Genomic DNA, 17,289 nt, shown 5'->3' on the forward strand with positions numbered 1-17,289 from the left:
AGTGTTCTACGTGCGGTGATGAAATGCGCGACCCGGTCCTTCACAAACCAGTGAGGCCCTTTCCCGAAATTCGGGAAAGGGCCTCACCGGTAGTCTTTTGCACCAGCCCCACCGTTCGCGAACAGCTGGCGGAAAAGACGTCAGATACCGGCCGTGCTGGCGACGTCCGGCGAGTTCGTCACATCCCCGGAAGGGGGAGGGGCAGGGGAAGGGGCAGGGGGAGGCCGAGGCTGCCGAGGAGCGAGCCGAGCAGGTCGCCGAGCGTGGCGAGCAGGCCGTCCAGCAGGCCGAGGTCAGGAACCGGGAGCGGGACCGGGAGGTCCGGGACCGGGAGATCAGGCACGGGGACGTCCGGCACCGGGAGGTCGGCCGCGGCGTCAGGAACTGCTTCGACCGCAGTCGCGGCTTCGGGTACTGCCACCGCCTCGGTCGCGACGTCAGGTACTGCCTCGACCTCGGTCGCGACGTCCGGGACTGCCTCGGCGTCGGTCGCGACGTCAGGTACCGCCTCGATCTCGGACGCGGCGTCCGGCGCTGCCTCGACGTCGGTCGCGGCCTCCGGAACTGCCTCGACCTCGGTCGCGGCCTCCGGAGCGGCCTCGGGCTCAGCCGCGACCTCCGGCACCGGATCGGTTGCGGTGACCGCGGCCGCAGGCGCATCGCCCTCGGCCGTCACCAGGGCGCTTGCCCCTGTCGTGGCTGCGCAGACCATGCCCGCCGAGACGGCCACGGTAACGACAGCTCGGCTGACTGCACGGAATCCTCGGATCATGGTATTTCCCCTCGAATAGCTCCGTCGAAACAGCGGTAGAGCACACTCGTGTGTTCCAAGAAGAAGAGTCAGACGCACTTTTCACCCTGTCAATCGGAACGCATTGAGGCGAGTGCGGAATGAAACGAGACAATCCAGGATCGAACCTGGCGGAAGAGTGATAGGAAAAGCCCGTAACTCCGACATCACAGTGGTGATACAGGACGGTCGTCCAGGTCGGGTATTGGGTGTCAGGTGCAGGAATCAAGCACCAGGAATCAGGCGCCACAGGGAGGTGACCTCGCGCCGTCGTGCTTCGTGCAGCAGGTCGGCGGCGTCGTTCGCCCGGGGGTGCCGCGGGCTCGTGTCGTGCCGGCCGGCGACCCGCAGCCCGGCGTCGGAGATACGGGTAAGGAGCTCGTCGCGGGTCCGTAGCCCGAGGTGCTCCGCGAGGTCCGAGAGGACGAGCCAGCCCTCGCCCCCTGGCGCGAGGTGCTCGGTGAGCCCGTCGAGGAACCGGTGCAGCAGGTCGGACCCGGCGTCGTAGATGCCGAGCTCGAGAGCCGAGGTCGGGCGTGCGGGGAGCCACGGCGGGTTGCAGACGATCAGGTCGGCCCTGCCGCTGGGCCACAGGTCCGCCTCGACGACCTGCACCCGGTCGGCCAACCCGAGCCGTCGCACGTTCGAGCGGGCGCAGGCCACCGCCCGTGGGTTGATGTCGGTGGCGACGACCGTGCGGGCGCCGCGCCGGGCGAGGAGAGCCGCGAGCACGCCGGTCCCGGTGCCGAGGTCGAAGGCCACCGGCGGCGCGTCCTCTCCGGTGAACGGCACCTGCGCTACCAGGTCGACGTACTCGCCGCGCACCGGTGAGAAGACGCCGTACGCGGGATGGATGCGTTCGTCCAGGGCGTCGACCTCGACGCCCTGCTGGTGCCACTGGAATGCGCTGAGCACACCGACGAGCTCGGTGAGCGCCACGCAGGTCCCGCGAGGCTCGACCTCTGGTGCGCTGCCGGTGCCGTCCGCCGGGCCGTAGGCATGGTCGCAGGCCGCGCGGACGTCAGGCGCACGGCCCAGCCTCAGGGTGTGGTCCGGTTCGAGCAGGACCAGCAGGCTACCGAGGAGCCTGGCGCGTTCGGCGCGTGCCGCGCGGTGGCCGTGGAAGAGCGCAGCGAGTCCGTCGCCGGTCGCGCCGCCCGCTGTGCCGGGTCCGGTGCCAGGTCCGGTCCGGCCGGTGCGGGACCGCTCGTGCAGGCGGTCCATGGCGCGAAGCAGCTGCCGGGCATTGTGGAAGTCGCCCCGCCACAGGAGTCCGTCGCCGCCGCGTGCCATGCGGTAGGCGGCCTTGGCGGTGGTGCCGTCGTCGACGACCACTACCCGTTCCGGCGCCGGCGCATCGTTCTCGGAACGCCAGCGGGCGGCGAAGGAGGCCCCGCCCGCGGTCCAGTGGACCCCTGCCATGGCTTGCTCCCGAACGGGTCGAAGGTGCCGGAGTCCGCGACGCTTCGAACCGGAATGTGCGTCCGTATCTTCTCACGGCGCCGTCGTGACCTGCGCAGCCGGAAATGTCCTCGTCGCGGATCGCGGGCGGTTGGCATGATCGCCGCATGACGCGCGTCCGACCGACCTGGCCCGATCTCCCGGCGCACGTGCGCGACGCCGTCGCCGCGCGGCTCGGTGGCCCGGTCACGGGCTGGACCTCGCACGACGGCGGCTACTCGCCCGGCTGGGCGCTCACGCTGGAGTCCGCGGCGGGCAGCGCGTTCGTCAAGGTCGCCTCGACGGAGCACGAGGTCGCCGCGCGCCTGCACCGCCGGGAGGCGGTGCGTGCGGCGGCGCTGCCCGACGACGTCCCCGCGCCGGCCTTCCGCTGGATCATGGAGCTGCCAGACCCCGGGGAGGCCGAGCCCGCGTGGGTGGTCGTCGCGTCGGACGTGGTTGACGGGCGAGCACCACGGACGGAGCCGTGGGACCTGGACGACCTCGACCGCCTGCAGCACCTGGCCCGGCGCATCGGCGAGCACGAGGTGCCGGACGCCGGCGCGTTCCCCGCCTTCAGCGACCGTGCGTGGCCGGAGTCGGCCGAGCTTGCCGACGAACGTCCCGCGGGCCTGGCGACCTACGACCCGTGGCTCGCGGCGAACCTCGACCGCATCGCCGAGATCGCGTCGCCCGAGCGGCAGGCCGAGGCGTTCGCCGGTCCGCATCTCGTGCATGGTGACCTGCGCGCGGACAACGTGCTCGTCGTCCGCCGGGCCGACGGGGTGGAGGAGGCGGTGGCCGTGGACTGGCCGCACGCCGTGCGCGGCGCGGCCTTCCTGAACCAGACGGGCATGCTCCCGGCCGTCCATGCCACGGGCGGGCCGGCCCCGGAGGAGGTCCTGGCGCGGACACCCCTTCCGACAGGTGTGGACCCGGAGGCGGTAACGGTGTGGGTAGCCGTGCTGACCGCCTACTTCGCGCGCAGCTCGCTGCAGGACCCGCCGCCCGGCATCCCGCACGTGCGTGCGTTCCAGCGCATCCAGGCGGAGGCCAGCATCCCGTGGCTCCGCGCCCGCCTCGGCTAGGAGGGGGAGCCGGGCGAGAACGGGGTTATGTGTCGGCGCGGGCCGGCGCCGCACATATCCCCGTTCTCGCCCGGTGCGGCCGACAGGTCAGACCTGAGCGGCGGCCAGCTGCTCCCGGACCTGACGCTTGGCGCGCGTCAGCATGCCCGCCATACCGTTGAGGCGCAGCAGGCTGACCACCTTGGTCAGGCCGAGCTGGAGCGGGAAGTCCTCCGGCACATCCAGCACCTGCTGCGCCGTCAGACCGGTGAGGCCCTGCGCGAGGATCGACGCGAAGCCCCGCGTGGTGGGCGCCTCCTCCGGTGCGCTCGCGTGGAAGGCGACCACCCCGGCGTCGTCCACCTCTGCGAAGGCGTAGACGGGGGACTGGCACTCCTGGACCCGTTCGAGCCGCTCTGGCGCGTCCGCGTACCTGGCGGGCAGCGGCGGAAGCTCGCGGGAGACCTCCAGCAGGAGCTGGAGCCGGTCGCGCTCGGGCGTCTCCAGGAAGGCGTCCCGCAGCTCGGCGAGGGCCTCGGGCAGGTCGACGTCGTTGGTGCTCATCTGTTCATCCTCCCACCGCCGCGGAGGCTCGGGCGAGCGACCGGACGGCGTCGTACGGTTGACGTATGGCCGAGAAGAAGCGGTCGAAGAAAGACCGCGAACGCTGGTCCCAGGACGTCACCGAGGGCAGTGACGCCCTGGACCTCGAAGAGGGTGTCTTCACGTGGCAGGACCCCGCTCGGATCGCCCGCTCGCTGAAACGCTCGGCGGAGGCGAGCGACCGGCGCAAGAGCTCCCCGTACCGCTCGGCGATGTCGATGCTCACGTTCTACGTGAACCGCGCCGGCAAGGAGCTCGACGCGGACCAGCGCGAGGTCCTGGAACGCGCGAAGGACGAGCTGCGCAAGGCCTTCGGCCGCACCTGACGCCCCCACCCGCTCACAGCGGTCAGACGGTGCCCGGCTCGCTGCCCGTCGCCACCGGTACGCGTACGGCGTTGCCCCACTCGGTCCAGGAGCCGTCGTAGTTGCGCACGTTCGTGTAGCCGAGCAGGTGGGTGAGCGCGAACCACGTGTGGCTCGAGCGCTCGCCGATGCGGCAGTAGGTGACGACGGCGTCGTCGGGGCTCATGCCGAGGCCCGCGGTGTAGATGGCCTCGAGCTCCTCGCGCGTCTTGTACGTGCCGTCCTCTGCGACCGCCGTCGCCCACGGGACGTTGCGCGCGGTCGGGATGTGACCGCCGCGCAGCACGCCCTCCTCCGGGTAGTCCGGGATGGCGATGCGCTCGCCCGTGTACTCCTGCGGGGAGCGGATGTCGACGAGCGGGCCGTTGCCGAGGTGGGCGAGGACGTCCTCGCGGAAGGCGCGGATCGCGGTGTCGTCCCGCTCGACCACCGGGTACTCGACGGGTGCGGGCGCCGGGACGTCCGTGGTGAGCTCGCGGCCCTCGGCGCTCCACAGGCCGCGGCCGCCGTCGAGCAGACGTACGTCGGAGTGCCCGAACAGCGTGAACACCCAGGCCGTGTACGCCGCCCACCAGTTGTTCTTGTCGCCGTACAGGACGATCGTCGTGTCGCGCGTGATGCCCTTGGCGCCCATGAGGGCGGCGAACGCCGCGCCGTCCAGGTAGTCGCGCATCTCGGGGTGCTGCAGCTCGGTGTGCCAGTCGACCTTCACGGCGCCAGGGATGTGGCCGGTCTCGTAGAGCAGCACGTCCTCGTCGGACTCCACCACGACGATCCCCGGGTCCTTCAGGTGTTCGGCCAGCCACGCTGTGCTCACCAGTCGTTCCGGGTGGGCGTACTGCGCGATCTTGTCCGAAGTGTCGATGGGCGCTGGCATGGGGCCTCCTCGTAGAGCACGTGCACTGACAAGTAGGGGAACACCCGGCCCCGCCGAAAAGATCCCGGCTCAGGACAGGCGTCGCTCCAGCACGCGCAGGTGTGCCAGGGCCCGCACCGACTGCGGCCCGCCGGGCGGCGCGAGCCGGGCCAGCCGCGTCCAGGCCGCGTGATCGTCCGCACCCTCGCCACGGGCCGTCCAGTGCTCGACGGCGGTCGCGTCGTCGCAGGTATGTACCGCCTCGCGGACCTCGGCCTCGAGCTCCTCGCGCAACCGTTCGACGCCCGGCGCGACCGACCGTCGCAGCAGGGGTTCGGGATAGGCGGAGAGTGCGCCGCGCACGTCGCCGCGCCGGAGCCCGGAGCGCACCGTGCCCACGTCGGACCGCAGGGGCCGGGCGAGCCGGTACGGGCGGGAGCCGGCGAGCAGGGGGCTGCCGAGGACGGCGTCCGCGACCCGGCGCAGGCGGGAGATCTCCGCGCGGACGGCGACCAGGGACAGGTCGCCGGGGTGCAGCAGCACCGCGAGCTCCTCCGCGCCGAGGCCACGCGGATGCTCGGCGAGCAGGAGCAGGATCTCGGCATGGCGCAGCGACAGCCGGCGACCGCGCAGCGTGGGCGGCCCGAGCAGCCGGAGGTCCGGCGGCTGGTCGGTCGCGCCGGGGCCGCGGGCCCGGGTGGCGGCGCGGGTGGCGAGCTCGCGCTCGACCATCGCGACGGTGGCCCGGACCAGCGCGAGGGCGACGTGGCTCCCGGCGACGCTCCCGCCGGTGAGGTCGAGGACGCCGACGATCCCGCCCGCCGCGTCGCGCACTGGCACCGCTGTGCAGCTCAGCCGCTGGGCCGGACGCATGAAGTGCTCGGCGCCGAGCACCTGGACCGGGCGCCGCGTCGCCAGGGCCGTGCCGGGCGCGTTGGTGCCGACGGACTCCTCGCGCCACACCGCGCCCTCGACGAACCCGACGTGGTCGACCGCTGAGCGCACCGGTCCGCGCCCCTCCACCCAGAGCAGCCGGCCGACGTCGTCCGACACCGCGACCACCAGGTCGTCACCCGTCGCTCCGCCCACCAGGTCCCGGACCAGGGGCATCGCGACGGCCAGGGGATGGTTGCGGCGGTAGTCCTCGAGATCGCCCGACGCCGCGACGGTCACCTCGCTCGGCTGGTCCGGGTCCACACCGTTACGGAGGCTCCTGCGCCACGAGGCCGCGACGACGGGGTCGATCCCCGCGGGCTCCTGCGAGCCGGCGGAACCGACGAAGCTCTCGTACGCCGCGCGTACCCACTGCGCGTCCCGGTGTGGCACCTTCGCCATGCTGCCCCAGACCTCGTTCGGACGCCGTCGTCGAACCACGCCAGTCTAGGCGCCAGGCCTCCCCGGTGACAGGCTGCCCGCCCTCGAACGCGGACCAGCCACCGGGCCGAACGACTTTCCACAGATCACAGGTGTATTACGGTCTCGCCGCGCGCTACTCAAGAAGTGGTTCTAGCGTCATTCTCATCGGTAGTTAATAGGGCTTAGAGCCCGACATGTTGTTTTCATGGGATCTCTCTTTGGGGGAAGAGTTGAACACCATCGCCCTGGTGAAGGCGGAACCTGCGATATCCGAGAACGACGAACAGCCGAGCGACAGACCGGCCCGACTTCCCGCGCACGACGCGGCAACGTTGCCGCCGCTCGACTCGCCGCAGCCGGAGCCGGCGCTCGCCGACCTGGCCGGCGCCCGCGGACGGCGCCCCTGGGTCTTCGGCGCCGCGATCGTCACGAGCGTCGCCGTCGCCATCACTCTCTGGGCGGCCTCGGCGAGCGCCGACAAGGCCAGCCACCTCATGACCCTCAGCTCCCAGATCGACATCCAGGTCAGCACCACGGCGGCCCGGTCGCACGACCTGACCGCGGTGATGGCCATGGCCGAGCGGGTCTACGAGCACTCCGACGGCCAGGTCGCTGACCCCGCCACCCGCGACGTCCTCGCGCAGGCGATCGCCGACGCCCGGTCGGCCGCCGCGCAGCGTGTGACGGACGCCCCGCCGTCCTCCGTGACGCAGGCCGAGACGCTGCTCGCCCAGGCGACCTACGTGGAGGACTCCCTGGACTGGGCCACCGAGGACCTGCGGGTCGCCGTCGACATGGTCCAGCAGTCGCAGGGCGCGCAGCGCGTCCTGGATTCCCGGGATCCCGTGGGTGACCGGACGATCCTGACGTCCCGCGAGGGTTCCTGAACCGTATTCGTCGGCATTTGCCGACGGTCTAAAGTTCCGGCGCTCTTCATGGGTCGAAACCTCTTTCCACGATTTCCGGGTCTCTTTGTCACTGCGCACCGCCCCCGATCGAGCTTTCCGGCCGGGCCAATGCTTTGAGTGTCTATGCCCACGGCAGTGCATTTGATGCGTAGCAGCGATCACGCGACCCGGCGGTAGGCGTCGACCAGATCGACGAACTCCGCCCGCAAGCCGTACGGATCTGCGCCCAGGGCGCTCGACGCACGTTCCCGGACGGCCTCGAGGCTCGCGTCGGCCCGGAACTCCGACGCGGTGGCGATCAGCCCGAGCTCCGCCACGGCGGAGGCGAAGAGGAAGTCCGCCGTCGGCGCCGACGTGAAAGCGTCCGCGCCGACGGGAAGCTCGACCTCAGTACTCGTGCCGGGCTCGTCACCGTCCGGTGCCTTGTACCGGACGTGCACGGTCATGAAGTCGTCGCTGGTGCCGATCTCCCGTTCGGTGTACTTCAGGTCGCCGACGTCGGAGCCGGGGTCCGTGCCAGGGCCGGCGTCGACCGGGACGAGCTCGTAGAACGCGGTCACCGCGTGCCCGGCGCCGACGTCGCCGGCGTCCTTGGTGTCGTCGTCGAACTCCTCGTCCTCCAGACGCCGGTTGTCGTACCCGATCAGCCGGTACGAGGAGACGGTCGCCGGGTTGAGCTCCACCTGCAGCTTCAGGTCCTTGGCCACCACGAACATGGTCGAGTCGAACTCGTCCACCAGGACCTTGCGCGCCTCGGCGAGGGTGTCGATGTAGGCGTAGTTGCCGTTCCCGTGGTCGGCGATGGCCTCCATCGTGCTGTCCTTCAGGTTGTACATGCCGAAGCCGAGCACGGACACGTAGATCCCGGACTCCCGCTCGGCCTCGATCAGGTCCGTGAGCTCTTCAGGGGTGGACGGGCCCACGTTGAAGTCGCCGTCCGTCGCGAGGATCACCCGGTTGTTGCCGCCATCGACGAAGTTCTCCTCGGCCAGCTCGTACGCGGTCCGCAGGCCGTCGGCGCCGCCCGTGGAACCGCCCGCACGCAGCGACCGCAGGTGGTCCACCAGCACGCCGTGCTCCGAACCGGGTACCGAGTCCGCCACCACCTGGTTGTCGCCCGCGTAGGTCACCATCGACACGCGGTCGTCCTCGTCGAGCTGCTCCACGAGCAGTGCGAACGACTCGGCGAGCAGCGGCAGCTTGTTCGGCTCGTCCATCGACCCGGACACGTCGAGCAGAAACACGATGTTGTTCCCCTTCGACGTCGGTATCGCCTCCGTGGCCTGGACGCCCACCATGGCGAGCTGGTGCTCCGGGTTCCAGGGAGCGGTCGCCACCTGGGCCCTCATCGAGAACGGGTGCTCCGCGTCCGGCGCGGGCGCCGGGTAGTCGTAGTCGAAGTAGTTGACGAGCTCCTCGATGCGCACGCCCTCGGGCGCGACGCCCTGGTTCACCTGGCGGCGCAGGTTCGAGTAGGACGCCGTGTCGACGTCCGCCGAGAACGTGGACAGCGGGCTCGTGGCGACGTCCTGGAACGGCGTCTCGGGGGAGTCGTCGTACTCCTCGGTATCGGGTGTCCCCGGCTCAGGGAGCGGCGGCGCCACGTCCCTGCTCGTCGCTCCGCCCATCGCGTCGTCGCCGAGCGACTCACTGCTCGGAGCCTCGTCGCCCGGTAAGACGGGAGCCACCGGCCCCGGTACGTCGACGGCGAGCTCGGCCCCGCCGCCGGCGTCGGCGGTGCAGCCCGTGAGCGCGAGCGCCGCGGCCAGCAGCCCGGCCGCGGCGGACAAGGACATGCGGGTCGTGCGGGGTGCGAAAGTCATGGGGGTAGGCCTCTCGTCCGGGTGATCCGTCCTCTGTTGTCCATCTGTTCCGCCACGAGCCCGGCTTGCCCCGCCCGGGTCACGGTCCGGTTGCAACCCCGATGCAACGCCCCGCTGCCTAACCTCGGCCCACCCGGCTGCACCGCCGCACCCGGGCGTGACCCCGCCGTCGGGCAGCCGACGGCGGGCACGAGAGAACCTGCGAGGAGGCAGACCATGACCGTGTACGCAGCCCCGGGTACCGAAGGCGCCATCGCCACGTTCCGGCCCCGGTACGACCACTGGATCGGTGGCGAGTACGTGGCCCCGGCGAACGGCCAGTACTTCGAGAACCCCAGCCCCGTCAACGGGCGGACGTTCACCGAGGTCGCGCGCGGCGACGCCGACGACATCGACCGGGCCCTCGACGCCGCGCACGGCGCGGCACCCGCATGGGGTCGGACGTCGGTCACGGAGCGGGCGCAGGTGCTGAACAGGATCGCCGACCGCATCGAGGAGCACCTCGAGGAGCTGGCGGTCGCCGAGACCTGGGAGAACGGCAAGCCGGTCCGCGAGACGCTGGCCGCCGACCTGCCCCTGGCGATCGACCACTTCCGCTACTTCGCGGGTGCGATCCGGGCACAGGAGGGGTCGATCAGCGAGATCGACGGCGACACCATCGCCTACCACTTCCACGAGCCGCTGGGCGTGGTCGGGCAGATCATCCCGTGGAACTTCCCGATCCTGATGGCCGTGTGGAAGCTGGCGCCGGCGCTCGCTGCGGGCAACGCGGTGGTGCTCAAGCCGGCCGAGCAGACGCCGACGTCGATCCTGTACCTGATGGAGCTCATCGCGGACCTGCTGCCGCCGGGGGTCGTGAACGTCGTCAACGGGTTCGGCGCGGAGGCGGGCAAGCCGCTGGCGAGCTCCCACCGGATCCGCAAGATCGCGTTCACGGGCGAGACCACGACGGGCCGCCTGATCATGCAGTACGCGTCGCAGAACATCATCCCGGTGACGCTGGAGCTCGGCGGCAAGTCGCCGAACATCTTCTTCAGCGACGTCGCGGCGGCGCAGGACGAGTTCTACGACAAGGCGCTGGAGGGCTTCACGATGTTCGCCCTCAACCAGGGCGAGGTGTGCACCTGCCCGTCGCGTGCGCTCATCCAGGCGGACATCTACGAGTCGTTCCTGGCCGACGCCGTCGTGCGCACCGAGGCGATCAAGCAGGGCAACCCGCTCGACACCGACACGATGATCGGCGCGCAGGCGAGCAACGACCAGCTCGAGAAGATCCTCAGCTACTTCGACATCGGCAAGGCGGAGGGCGCCAAGGTGCTCACGGGCGGGTTCCGGGCGGAGCTGGACGGCGACCTCGCGGGCGGGTACTACGTGACCCCCACGATCTTCGAGGGCAAGAACTCCATGCGGATCTTCCAGGAGGAGATCTTCGGGCCGGTCGTGGCGGTCACGGAGTTCGGCGACTTCGACGACGCCATCAAGGTGGCCAACGACACCCTGTACGGGCTGGGCGCGGGTGTGTGGACCCGGTCCGGTGCGGACGCCTACCGCGCGGGCCGGGCGATCGAGGCCGGCCGGGTCTGGACGAACTGCTACCACGCGTACCCGGCCGCGGCCGCGTTCGGCGGGTACAAGGGCTCGGGCGTGGGGCGCGAGAACCACAAGATGATGCTCGACCACTACCAGCAGACGAAGAACCTGCTGGTCAGCTACGCGCAGGGCAAGCAGGGCTTCTTCTGATCCCCGAGGTGCCGGACGTACAGGCAGCTGGGTGACCTGTACGTCCGGCATCCCGGCCCCCGCCACCAGGAGGTCTTCATGTCCGACGACGTCCGCTCGCCTCAGGCGTCTTCCGCGCCGCCCGCACGGGTCGCGCTGACCGACGCAGCGGCAGCGCTGCTCGTGCGGCTGCGCGACAGGCACGGCGAGCTCATGTTCCACCAGTCCGGTGGCTGCTGCGACGGCTCGTCGCCCATGTGCTTCCCGGACGGCGACTTCATCACCGGTGACGCCGACGTGCACCTCGGCGACCTCGCGATCGGGTCCGACAGCGCCGCGTTCACTGTCCCGGTCTGGATGAGCCGTAACCAGTTCGAGTACTGGAAGCACACGCACCTCACGATCGACGTGGTCCCCGGCCGCGGTGCCGGGTTCAGCGTGGAGGCGCCCGAGGGCGTGCGCTTCCTCATCCGGTCCCGGCTGTTCACCGACGAGGAGTGGGAGCTGCTCCGGGACTGACCCGGGATCCGCGCGCACCCGTCAGTCCGGCGTGACGGGACGGACACCGTGCGCCGTCGCGAGGAAGAACCCGGCGAGCGTGATGCCGTGCTCCGCCGCGGCCGAGCGGAGGGCCGCCCGCCACGCGAGATCGTCGAACGAGGCGACTGCCGGACCCGGCCGTTCGAGCATCAGCACCACCGAGGAGCCCGGCTCGTCCCGCAGGATCTCGTGCCAGGCCTGACCGAGGTTGCCCACCATGAGGACGTCGGGCTCGTCCGGTACGTGGTCGATCGGCACGATCACGGGCAGCGGGCGACGGTGGTGGTCCAGCATGACGAACCACAGCGTGCGGCGGCGTGGTGTGACGCCGTCGTGCAGGAACCTCACGAACGCGAGCAGGGCTGCGTCGTCGGCCAGCGGTTGATCCGGAATGATGTCGCTTGATGTGGTCATGGCTTCAGTATTGACCGACGGGCGCTGGAGCTATCCGAGTTATCCACAGGCGGTCATGGGCCCGACCAAAAACTTCTTGGGATCAGGGCTTGAAGTTGACGCGACGTCAACCTCTACGGTGATGGACATGCACTGGTCCATCCAAGAGATCGCGCGGCTGACCGGCGTCACGAGCCGGACGCTGCGGCACTACGACGCGGTAGGGCTCCTGCCCGCCGTCCGGGTGACGGCGAGCGGCCCGCGCCGCTACGACCGCGCCGCCCTGGTGCGGCTGCAGCGGATCCTGCTGCTGCGCGATCTCGGGCTCGGCCTCGGCGACATCGCCGAGGCGCTCGACAGCGAACAGGACGAGGCGAAGGCGTTACGCCGGCACCTCGACTCGTTGCGGGCGGAGCAGCACAGGCTGGCGCGGCAGATCGCGTCGGTCGAACGAACGATCGCAGCTCTTGAGAAGGACCCCGAAGCGAAGGAGGACATCATGGCGAAGGACATGCTCGACGGATTCGACCACACCCAGTACGAGCAGGAGGTGACCGAGCGCTGGGGCCGCGACGCGTACGCGAAGAGCGACGCGTGGTGGCGCGGGCTGGGCAAGGACGGGCAGCAGCAGTGGAAGGTCGGGGCCGAGGCCTTGGGCAGGGCCTGGATCGACGCGGCCGAGGCAGGGCTCGACCCGGCCTCGGACGAGGCGCAGGCTGTCGCGGCCCGGCATGCCGAGTGGCTCTCCTCGATCCCGGGCACGCCGGGCCACGAGCAGGGCCGCCCCGACAAGGGCTACCTGCTGGGCCTGGGCGACATGTACGTGGCGGACGACCGGTTCGCCGCGAACTACGGCGGCACCGAGGGGGCCACGTTCGTCCGTGACGCGCTGCGCGTCTACGCCGAGCGGGCCTACCCGGAGGGCGAGGCCTGAGCCCGGTAGAGGTCGCGCAGGAGGCAGCTCTCGCCGCCGTGCGCCATCGCCTCGCGGCTTGGGTGGGTCACCAGCGCGGCCATCGGGAACTCGGCGAACCCGGCACCCTCCGCCCTGCTGTGGTCATTTTCGGACCGTATCCCCGGTCACTGGCACTGAGTTTCACAGGTAGCCTCTGCACATGCCCGACGTGCCAGCCAAAGTCAACGAAAATGCGCCCGTGACCTGCTGGTTTGCCGGTCTGACGACGCTCGATGTGATCCATCGCAGCGCCGTTCGGCCGGGTCCGAACCAGAAGATCACCGCCGTTCGCCAGGACGTCTCCGCGGGCGGCCCTGCCGCGAACGCCGCGGTCACCGCCGCGACGCTGGGGGCGCGGGCCCTCCTGATCAGTGCGCTGGGTTCGGGTCCGGTCGGTTCGGCGGCGCGCGGTGACCTCGAGCGGCACGGCGTCGAGATCTACGACACCGCCGAGGGGCACGAGATCCCGCTGGCCGTCTCGGCGGTGATGGTCGACGACGCGACGGGCGACCGGTCCGTGGTCTCGCCCGACGCCATGCTGACCGACAGGGTCGACGTCACGCCCGGCGGTCTCGACGCGCTGCCGCGGCCCGACGTCGTCCTGCTCGACGGGCATCATCCGGATCTCGCGCGGAGCGTCCTCGCGTACGCGAACGCCCTGGAGCCGCGCCCCCTGATCGTGCTCGACGCAGGCCGCTGGCGGCCCGTCTTCGCCGATCTGATGGGGCAGGCGGACGTCACCGCCCGGTCGGCGGACTTCCGCGCGCCGGCCTCCGTCGCGCATTCCCGGGCCACGGTCGCCACGCACGGGCCGGACCCCGTGACCTGGTGCGACGTCGACGGGCGGCACGGCACCACCGGTGTACCGAAGGTCGACGTGCGGGACACGCTCGGCGCAGGGGACGCGTTCCACGGCGCACTGGCCGTGGCGCTCGCCCGCGGTGCGGGCCTGGAAGCGGCCGTCGAGGAAGCGGTGCGGGTGGCGTCCCTCCGTGTGCAGCACGTCGGGCCCCGCTCCTGGCTGGAGAACCTGTCGTGCGCCTGACCACTGCCGAGCTCGTCGGGCGGGCGGCAGAGCTGGCGGCCGACGCCGCCCACACCGGCCGGGCGCGGGTCCTCGGCATCACCGGACCGCCCGGCGCCGGAAAGTCGACGCTGGCCGCCGCTCTGGTCGACGGGCTGGCACCTGGCAGTGCCGTCGTGGTCGGCATGGACGGCTTCCACCTCTCGAACGCCGTCCTGGAGGCGCTCGGCCGCCGCGACCGCAAGGGCGCCCTCGACACGTTCGACGACGCCGGGTACGCCGCCCTGATCCGCAGGCTCGCGGACCGGCTCCCGGGCGACCCGCCCGTCTACGCGCCGGAGTTTCGTCGCGAGATCGAGGAACCCATAGCCGCAGGCACGGTCGTCGCCGACGAGCCGCTGGTGATCACCGAGGGCAACTACCTGCTCGCCCCCGGCGGCGCCTGGCCGACGGCGCGCGCCCACATGGCGGAGGTCTGGTACGTCGACCTGCCGGACGCCGAGCGTCTGCGGCGCCTCGTCGCCCGGCACCAGGCCTACGGCAAGCCCCTGCCCGACGCCGAGGCCTGGGCCGGTGGCACCGACCAGCGCAACGCGGACCTCATAGCGGCGACCCGGGACGAGGCGGACCTGATCGTCGAGTGGGTCTGACCGGCCCGATCTGGGGTCAGGCTCTATGAGGGTCGGCGAGCCTGCGGTTCCGCTCCGGGCGCATGCCTCGTTCCTCGGCCCGCACCCTGCGCTGCACCTCCGGCTCAGCCGATCTCGAGGACCGCTACCCGCCAGACCCCGCGCCGCGCCTCCAGCCGGACTGCGGCCGCCCGGACGCGGCCCTCGTCGTGCAGGATCACCGCCGCCTCGGCGGACGAGGCGCCGAGCCGCACCATCCGGACGCGCCGGACCGTCGCCGCGTGCGCCTTGGGTCGCGGCGGCCGGCTCTGCTGCGCCTCGCGCATGAGCCGTCCGCGCTCTAGGAGCTGGTCGTAGACCTGCGGGGTGACCCAGCGTGCGAGCTGTGCCGCGGGCCGTTCGCCGCGCAGTACCTCTACGGCAGCGCGGACAACGCGGCACACCTGCGCGGTCGGGTCGGGGAGGGTCGGGTCCGGCTCGGGGGCGGGCCGGCCGGTCACCGCCTCGAGGGCCGCTGCCGCGTTCTGCAGCTCCGCGTACGGCGTCCCGCCGATCCGCATGCGCCGCAGCCGCCGGCCGATCCCTGGCCCGGTGACCGGTCCGACCGGCGGCGTGACGGGTCGGCGGATCGGCGTGGCCGGGGCCGGGGCCGCCGCCCGCGCCGGCGGCGTCCGGCGGGCGGGCGTGGCCGGCCGCACCGGACGGGCGGAGCCGGGTGCGCCCTGTGTCGGTGGGTCCTGCGGGAGCGTGGTCATGGGGTCTCCTCGGGCGAGATGGGAAGGGATGCGGCGGGCGGTCCGGCGATGGGCCGGCCGGCGCCCGGTCAGGGCTGGCGCAGCACCATGCCGGGGCGGATCAGGTCGGGGTTCGCGCCCAGCGCCTGGCGGTTGGCGTGGTGCCACCGCGTGACGGCGGCGGCGATCTCGGCGTCGGCCAGTGGCGTGCCGGCCTGGCCGGCGGCGAGCCTGCCGGCCGCGATCGCCCAGAGCGTGTCGCCAGGTTCGACGACGACCAGCGGCTCGCGTCCGGTCCCCGTGTGCTGGCCGCGGTTGACCAGCGACAACCGTTCGGGTCTGGGCCGCTGGTTCGACGTGGCCGAGCGGTCCGTCGCACGGGCATCTGTCCGGTCGGTTGCCACCCGCTCGGTCGGTTGCCAGCCGAGGTCGACCACGACGGCGGCACCGCCGTCCGCGGACGGCGCCGTCGCAGAGGCCAGGTCGGCCGCCATGGCGGTAGGCACCGTGAGGGCGAGGCCCACACCGGCCCCGGCGGCCGCGCGGGCGAGGCGGCGCACGAAGGCCGGAGCGTGCAGTGCCACGGCTCGCTCGCCCGCCGCCCAGCGTGGACCCCGGCGGCCCGCGAGGACACAGGCCAGGGCCAGGAACGCATGCAGGCCGACCCAGCCGGCCACCACCGTGCCCGCTGCGACTGTCGCGAGCTCGACGATGTCCTCGACCGGGAAGAGCGCGGCACCCAGGTCCGAGCCGACCTGCCAGGTGCGTATGCCGAGCGCGCCGACGGCGCCGGTGAACGCGACGGCCAGGGTGACCAGGCCGGCCAGGCCGCGCCGAGCGCTCGTCGACGGCGCGGGGCCCACCGGGCGGTCCCCGGGACGGGGGCTGGGGCGGTATCCCGATGGAGTGTTCGGGAGGGTGGTGTTCGACATGGTTCTCCCTGTGATAGTCGGCTACGGATCCGATCGGACGCTTCAGATCTAGTTGATAGCGTTTGATACTGAGCGATGACCGATATTCAACCTGGGTGTCGCTGGGGTGTCCACCGGAGAGCGGGATGGCTGTGGATGACGCAGGGTGGTCCCATGGCATTCATGCACCCGGGTGGTCCCACTCGCTGGGAGGCGCTCTTCGGGGACCTCGAGGCGCAGGCTCACGCGCAGTCGGCGGCCGAGTCCGATGCGCTGGTCTCCGAGATGACGCGCGCCGAGCACGCGACGATGACGCTCGCGGACCGGTTCCGCGCCGTCGTCGGGGCGGTGGTGACGCTGGAGCTGCTCGCCGGCGCTCCGCTGCGCGGCGTCGTCCGGGAGGCCGCCGACGAGTGGGCGCTGGTCCAGGGTGTCCGGCCCGAACCGGTCGGCCAGCACCTCGTACCGCTGGCGGCGCTCACCGGGGTGCACGGGCTTGCCCGTCAGGCCACGCCTGCGACGTCGCGGCGTGCCGCGCTGGGGCTGGGTCCGGTGCTACGAGCGTTGCAGCGCGACCGGGCACGGGTCACCGTCCGCACGCTGAGCGGCATCGTGGGCGGCCGGATCGCGCGGGTCGGACGGGACCACCTGGACGTCGATGTGCTCGATGACCGTGGAACTCGCCTGGTTCCGTTCAGCGCCTTGCTGGTCGTGAGCGAGGCGCCCTGAATCCTTCAGGACCCTTCAGGATCCTTAACAAATATCGCAAATGGAGAACGGGACCGGTGTCGCTCCGCATGGAGTGCGCCCGGTCCCGTCGGTGTGCAGCTGAGGGCTTTCAGGCGTCCGTGGTCGCCGAGCCCTTGAGTCGTTCGCGGCTCTTTGCATACATGCGCTCGATGTATGCCTCGAGCTCTGCGGCTTCGACGCGCCAGACCTTCTTGGGCCCCACCTGGATGGCGGGAAGGTCGCCGGTCCGAACCAGTGCATAGCCCTGGGCCATCGAGATGTTCAGGGTCTCGACCACGTCGGCCAGAGAGAGAAAGCGCTTTTCCATGGGAACAGTGTGGCACGAGACACCGACATGAGGGGGTTATCCACAAGAAGTGTCTATCTGATGCCGGATCGGCGACGTTCGATCACTATGGTTCCGGCGCTCTGCCTACGCTGTGCGCC

The 17,289-nt window shown here is 71.5% G+C and carries 19 protein-coding genes; 9 read left to right on the forward strand and 10 right to left on the reverse strand.

The window, feature by feature from the left end:
- Nucleotides 1-178: 178 nt before the first annotated feature.
- Nucleotides 179-730, reverse strand: a complete 552-nt coding sequence (locus tag AB0I32_RS10230; protein WP_357505460.1) for a hypothetical protein — start codon at nucleotides 728-730, stop codon at nucleotides 179-181.
- A gap of 285 nt (nucleotides 731-1,015) precedes the next feature.
- Nucleotides 1,016-2,212, reverse strand: coding sequence for a class I SAM-dependent methyltransferase (locus tag AB0I32_RS10235; RefSeq protein WP_357505462.1), 1,197 nt, complete (start codon nucleotides 2,210-2,212; stop codon nucleotides 1,016-1,018).
- Between the two features lie 146 nt (nucleotides 2,213-2,358).
- Between AB0I32_RS10235 and AB0I32_RS10240 the strand changes: the two genes are divergently transcribed.
- The gene (locus AB0I32_RS10240) at nucleotides 2,359-3,318 is read left to right on the forward strand and encodes a hypothetical protein (protein WP_357505464.1); all 960 of its coding nucleotides are present in this window, start codon (nucleotides 2,359-2,361) and stop codon (nucleotides 3,316-3,318) included.
- A gap of 87 nt (nucleotides 3,319-3,405) precedes the next feature.
- Here the strand turns inward: AB0I32_RS10240 and AB0I32_RS10245 are convergent, their stop codons facing one another.
- Nucleotides 3,406-3,861, reverse strand: a complete 456-nt coding sequence (locus AB0I32_RS10245; RefSeq protein ID WP_357454199.1) for a SufE family protein — start codon at nucleotides 3,859-3,861, stop codon at nucleotides 3,406-3,408.
- Nucleotides 3,862-3,926: 65 nt separating this feature from the next.
- On the opposite strand from AB0I32_RS10245, the gene AB0I32_RS10250 reads away from it, so the two are divergent.
- Nucleotides 3,927-4,226 (forward strand): DUF3175 domain-containing protein, encoded by a 300-nt coding sequence (locus tag AB0I32_RS10250; RefSeq protein ID WP_357505466.1) that lies wholly within the window; start codon nucleotides 3,927-3,929, stop codon nucleotides 4,224-4,226.
- Nucleotides 4,227-4,248: 22 nt separating this feature from the next.
- Here AB0I32_RS10250 and AB0I32_RS10255 read toward each other — a convergent pair whose 3' ends face one another.
- The gene (locus AB0I32_RS10255; RefSeq protein ID WP_357505468.1) at nucleotides 4,249-5,142 is read right to left on the reverse strand and encodes a sulfurtransferase; all 894 of its coding nucleotides are present in this window, start codon (nucleotides 5,140-5,142) and stop codon (nucleotides 4,249-4,251) included.
- 69 nt (nucleotides 5,143-5,211) lie between these two features.
- Entirely contained in the window at nucleotides 5,212-6,456 is a 1,245-nt protein-coding gene (locus AB0I32_RS10260) for a transcriptional regulator (RefSeq protein WP_357505470.1), read from the reverse strand.
- A gap of 269 nt (nucleotides 6,457-6,725) precedes the next feature.
- Between AB0I32_RS10260 and AB0I32_RS10265 the strand changes: the two genes are divergently transcribed.
- Nucleotides 6,726-7,364 (forward strand): hypothetical protein, encoded by a 639-nt coding sequence (locus tag AB0I32_RS10265; RefSeq protein ID WP_357505472.1) that lies wholly within the window; start codon nucleotides 6,726-6,728, stop codon nucleotides 7,362-7,364.
- A gap of 179 nt (nucleotides 7,365-7,543) precedes the next feature.
- Here AB0I32_RS10265 and AB0I32_RS10270 read toward each other — a convergent pair whose 3' ends face one another.
- Nucleotides 7,544-9,208 carry a VWA domain-containing protein gene (locus tag AB0I32_RS10270; RefSeq protein ID WP_357505474.1) on the reverse strand — a complete coding sequence of 555 codons (1,665 nt, stop codon included), beginning with the start codon at nucleotides 9,206-9,208 and terminating at the stop codon, nucleotides 7,544-7,546.
- A 216-nt stretch (nucleotides 9,209-9,424) separates the two neighbouring features.
- Here AB0I32_RS10270 and AB0I32_RS10275 point away from each other — a divergent pair, with 216 nt between their 5' ends.
- Together AB0I32_RS10275 and AB0I32_RS10280 are read left to right on the forward strand one after the other, a co-directional pair.
- On the forward strand, nucleotides 9,425-10,948 hold the full coding sequence (locus AB0I32_RS10275) for an aldehyde dehydrogenase family protein (RefSeq protein ID WP_357505476.1): 1,524 nt from the start codon (nucleotides 9,425-9,427) through the stop codon (nucleotides 10,946-10,948).
- A gap of 78 nt (nucleotides 10,949-11,026) precedes the next feature.
- A complete protein-coding gene (locus AB0I32_RS10280; RefSeq protein WP_357505478.1) occupies nucleotides 11,027-11,446 on the forward strand; it encodes a DUF779 domain-containing protein in 420 nt (139 codons plus the stop codon).
- Nucleotides 11,447-11,467: 21 nt separating this feature from the next.
- On the opposite strand, the gene AB0I32_RS10285 is transcribed toward AB0I32_RS10280, so the two are convergent.
- Nucleotides 11,468-11,881, reverse strand: a complete 414-nt coding sequence (locus tag AB0I32_RS10285; protein ID WP_357505480.1) for a hypothetical protein — start codon at nucleotides 11,879-11,881, stop codon at nucleotides 11,468-11,470.
- A 127-nt stretch (nucleotides 11,882-12,008) separates the two neighbouring features.
- On the opposite strand from AB0I32_RS10285, the gene AB0I32_RS10290 reads away from it, so the two are divergent.
- From AB0I32_RS10290 to AB0I32_RS10300, 3 genes are all read left to right on the forward strand, one after another.
- A complete protein-coding gene (locus AB0I32_RS10290; protein WP_357505482.1) occupies nucleotides 12,009-12,794 on the forward strand; it encodes a MerR family transcriptional regulator in 786 nt (261 codons plus the stop codon).
- A gap of 220 nt (nucleotides 12,795-13,014) precedes the next feature.
- Nucleotides 13,015-13,860 (forward strand): PfkB family carbohydrate kinase, encoded by an 846-nt coding sequence (locus AB0I32_RS10295; protein WP_357505484.1) that lies wholly within the window; start codon nucleotides 13,015-13,017, stop codon nucleotides 13,858-13,860.
- Nucleotides 13,851-14,489, forward strand: a complete 639-nt coding sequence (locus tag AB0I32_RS10300) for a nucleoside/nucleotide kinase family protein (RefSeq protein WP_357505486.1) — start codon at nucleotides 13,851-13,853, stop codon at nucleotides 14,487-14,489. Before AB0I32_RS10295 ends, AB0I32_RS10300 begins: the two co-directional genes overlap by 10 nt.
- 104 nt (nucleotides 14,490-14,593) lie before the next feature.
- On the opposite strand, the gene AB0I32_RS10305 is transcribed toward AB0I32_RS10300, so the two are convergent.
- Together AB0I32_RS10305 and AB0I32_RS10310 are read right to left on the reverse strand one after the other, a co-directional pair.
- Nucleotides 14,594-15,223 (reverse strand): Rv3235 family protein, encoded by a 630-nt coding sequence (locus AB0I32_RS10305; RefSeq protein WP_357505488.1) that lies wholly within the window; start codon nucleotides 15,221-15,223, stop codon nucleotides 14,594-14,596.
- A gap of 68 nt (nucleotides 15,224-15,291) precedes the next feature.
- Complete coding sequence (locus AB0I32_RS10310) at nucleotides 15,292-16,134, reverse strand: LysM domain-containing protein (RefSeq protein WP_357505490.1); 843 nt, start codon at nucleotides 16,132-16,134, stop codon at nucleotides 15,292-15,294.
- A gap of 153 nt (nucleotides 16,135-16,287) precedes the next feature.
- On the opposite strand from AB0I32_RS10310, the gene AB0I32_RS10315 reads away from it, so the two are divergent.
- The gene (locus tag AB0I32_RS10315; RefSeq protein WP_357505492.1) at nucleotides 16,288-16,842 is read left to right on the forward strand and encodes a hypothetical protein; all 555 of its coding nucleotides are present in this window, start codon (nucleotides 16,288-16,290) and stop codon (nucleotides 16,840-16,842) included.
- Between the two features lie 109 nt (nucleotides 16,843-16,951).
- Here AB0I32_RS10315 and AB0I32_RS10320 read toward each other — a convergent pair whose 3' ends face one another.
- A complete protein-coding gene (locus tag AB0I32_RS10320) occupies nucleotides 16,952-17,170 on the reverse strand; it encodes a helix-turn-helix domain-containing protein (protein WP_116673897.1) in 219 nt (72 codons plus the stop codon).
- Nucleotides 17,171-17,289: the final 119 nt, after the last annotated feature.

The organism is Promicromonospora sp. NPDC050249, assembly GCF_040656015.1.
In the GTDB taxonomy this organism is placed as follows: Bacteria; Actinomycetota; Actinomycetes; order Actinomycetales; family Cellulomonadaceae; genus Promicromonospora.

Coding starts and splice junctions, on each gene's coding strand:
- AB0I32_RS10235 (WP_357505462.1), bottom strand. CDS start 2,212: ATGGCAGGGGTCCACTGGACCGCGGGCGGGGCCTCCTTCGCCGCCCGC.
- AB0I32_RS10240 (WP_357505464.1), top strand. CDS start 2,359: ATGACGCGCGTCCGACCGACCTGGCCCGATCTCCCGGCGCACGTGCGC.
- AB0I32_RS10245 (WP_357454199.1), bottom strand. CDS start 3,861: ATGAGCACCAACGACGTCGACCTGCCCGAGGCCCTCGCCGAGCTGCGG.
- AB0I32_RS10250 (WP_357505466.1), top strand. CDS start 3,927: ATGGCCGAGAAGAAGCGGTCGAAGAAAGACCGCGAACGCTGGTCCCAG.
- AB0I32_RS10255 (WP_357505468.1), bottom strand. CDS start 5,142: ATGCCAGCGCCCATCGACACTTCGGACAAGATCGCGCAGTACGCCCAC.
- AB0I32_RS10260 (WP_357505470.1), bottom strand. CDS start 6,456: ATGGCGAAGGTGCCACACCGGGACGCGCAGTGGGTACGCGCGGCGTAC.
- AB0I32_RS10270 (WP_357505474.1), bottom strand. CDS start 9,208: ATGACTTTCGCACCCCGCACGACCCGCATGTCCTTGTCCGCCGCGGCC.
- AB0I32_RS10275 (WP_357505476.1), top strand. CDS start 9,425: ATGACCGTGTACGCAGCCCCGGGTACCGAAGGCGCCATCGCCACGTTC.
- AB0I32_RS10280 (WP_357505478.1), top strand. CDS start 11,027: ATGTCCGACGACGTCCGCTCGCCTCAGGCGTCTTCCGCGCCGCCCGCA.
- AB0I32_RS10285 (WP_357505480.1), bottom strand. CDS start 11,881: ATGACCACATCAAGCGACATCATTCCGGATCAACCGCTGGCCGACGAC.
- AB0I32_RS10290 (WP_357505482.1), top strand. CDS start 12,009: ATGCACTGGTCCATCCAAGAGATCGCGCGGCTGACCGGCGTCACGAGC.
- AB0I32_RS10305 (WP_357505488.1), bottom strand. CDS start 15,223: ATGACCACGCTCCCGCAGGACCCACCGACACAGGGCGCACCCGGCTCC.
- AB0I32_RS10310 (WP_357505490.1), bottom strand. CDS start 16,134: ATGTCGAACACCACCCTCCCGAACACTCCATCGGGATACCGCCCCAGC.
- AB0I32_RS10315 (WP_357505492.1), top strand. CDS start 16,288: ATGGCATTCATGCACCCGGGTGGTCCCACTCGCTGGGAGGCGCTCTTC.
- AB0I32_RS10320 (WP_116673897.1), bottom strand. CDS start 17,170: ATGGAAAAGCGCTTTCTCTCTCTGGCCGACGTGGTCGAGACCCTGAAC.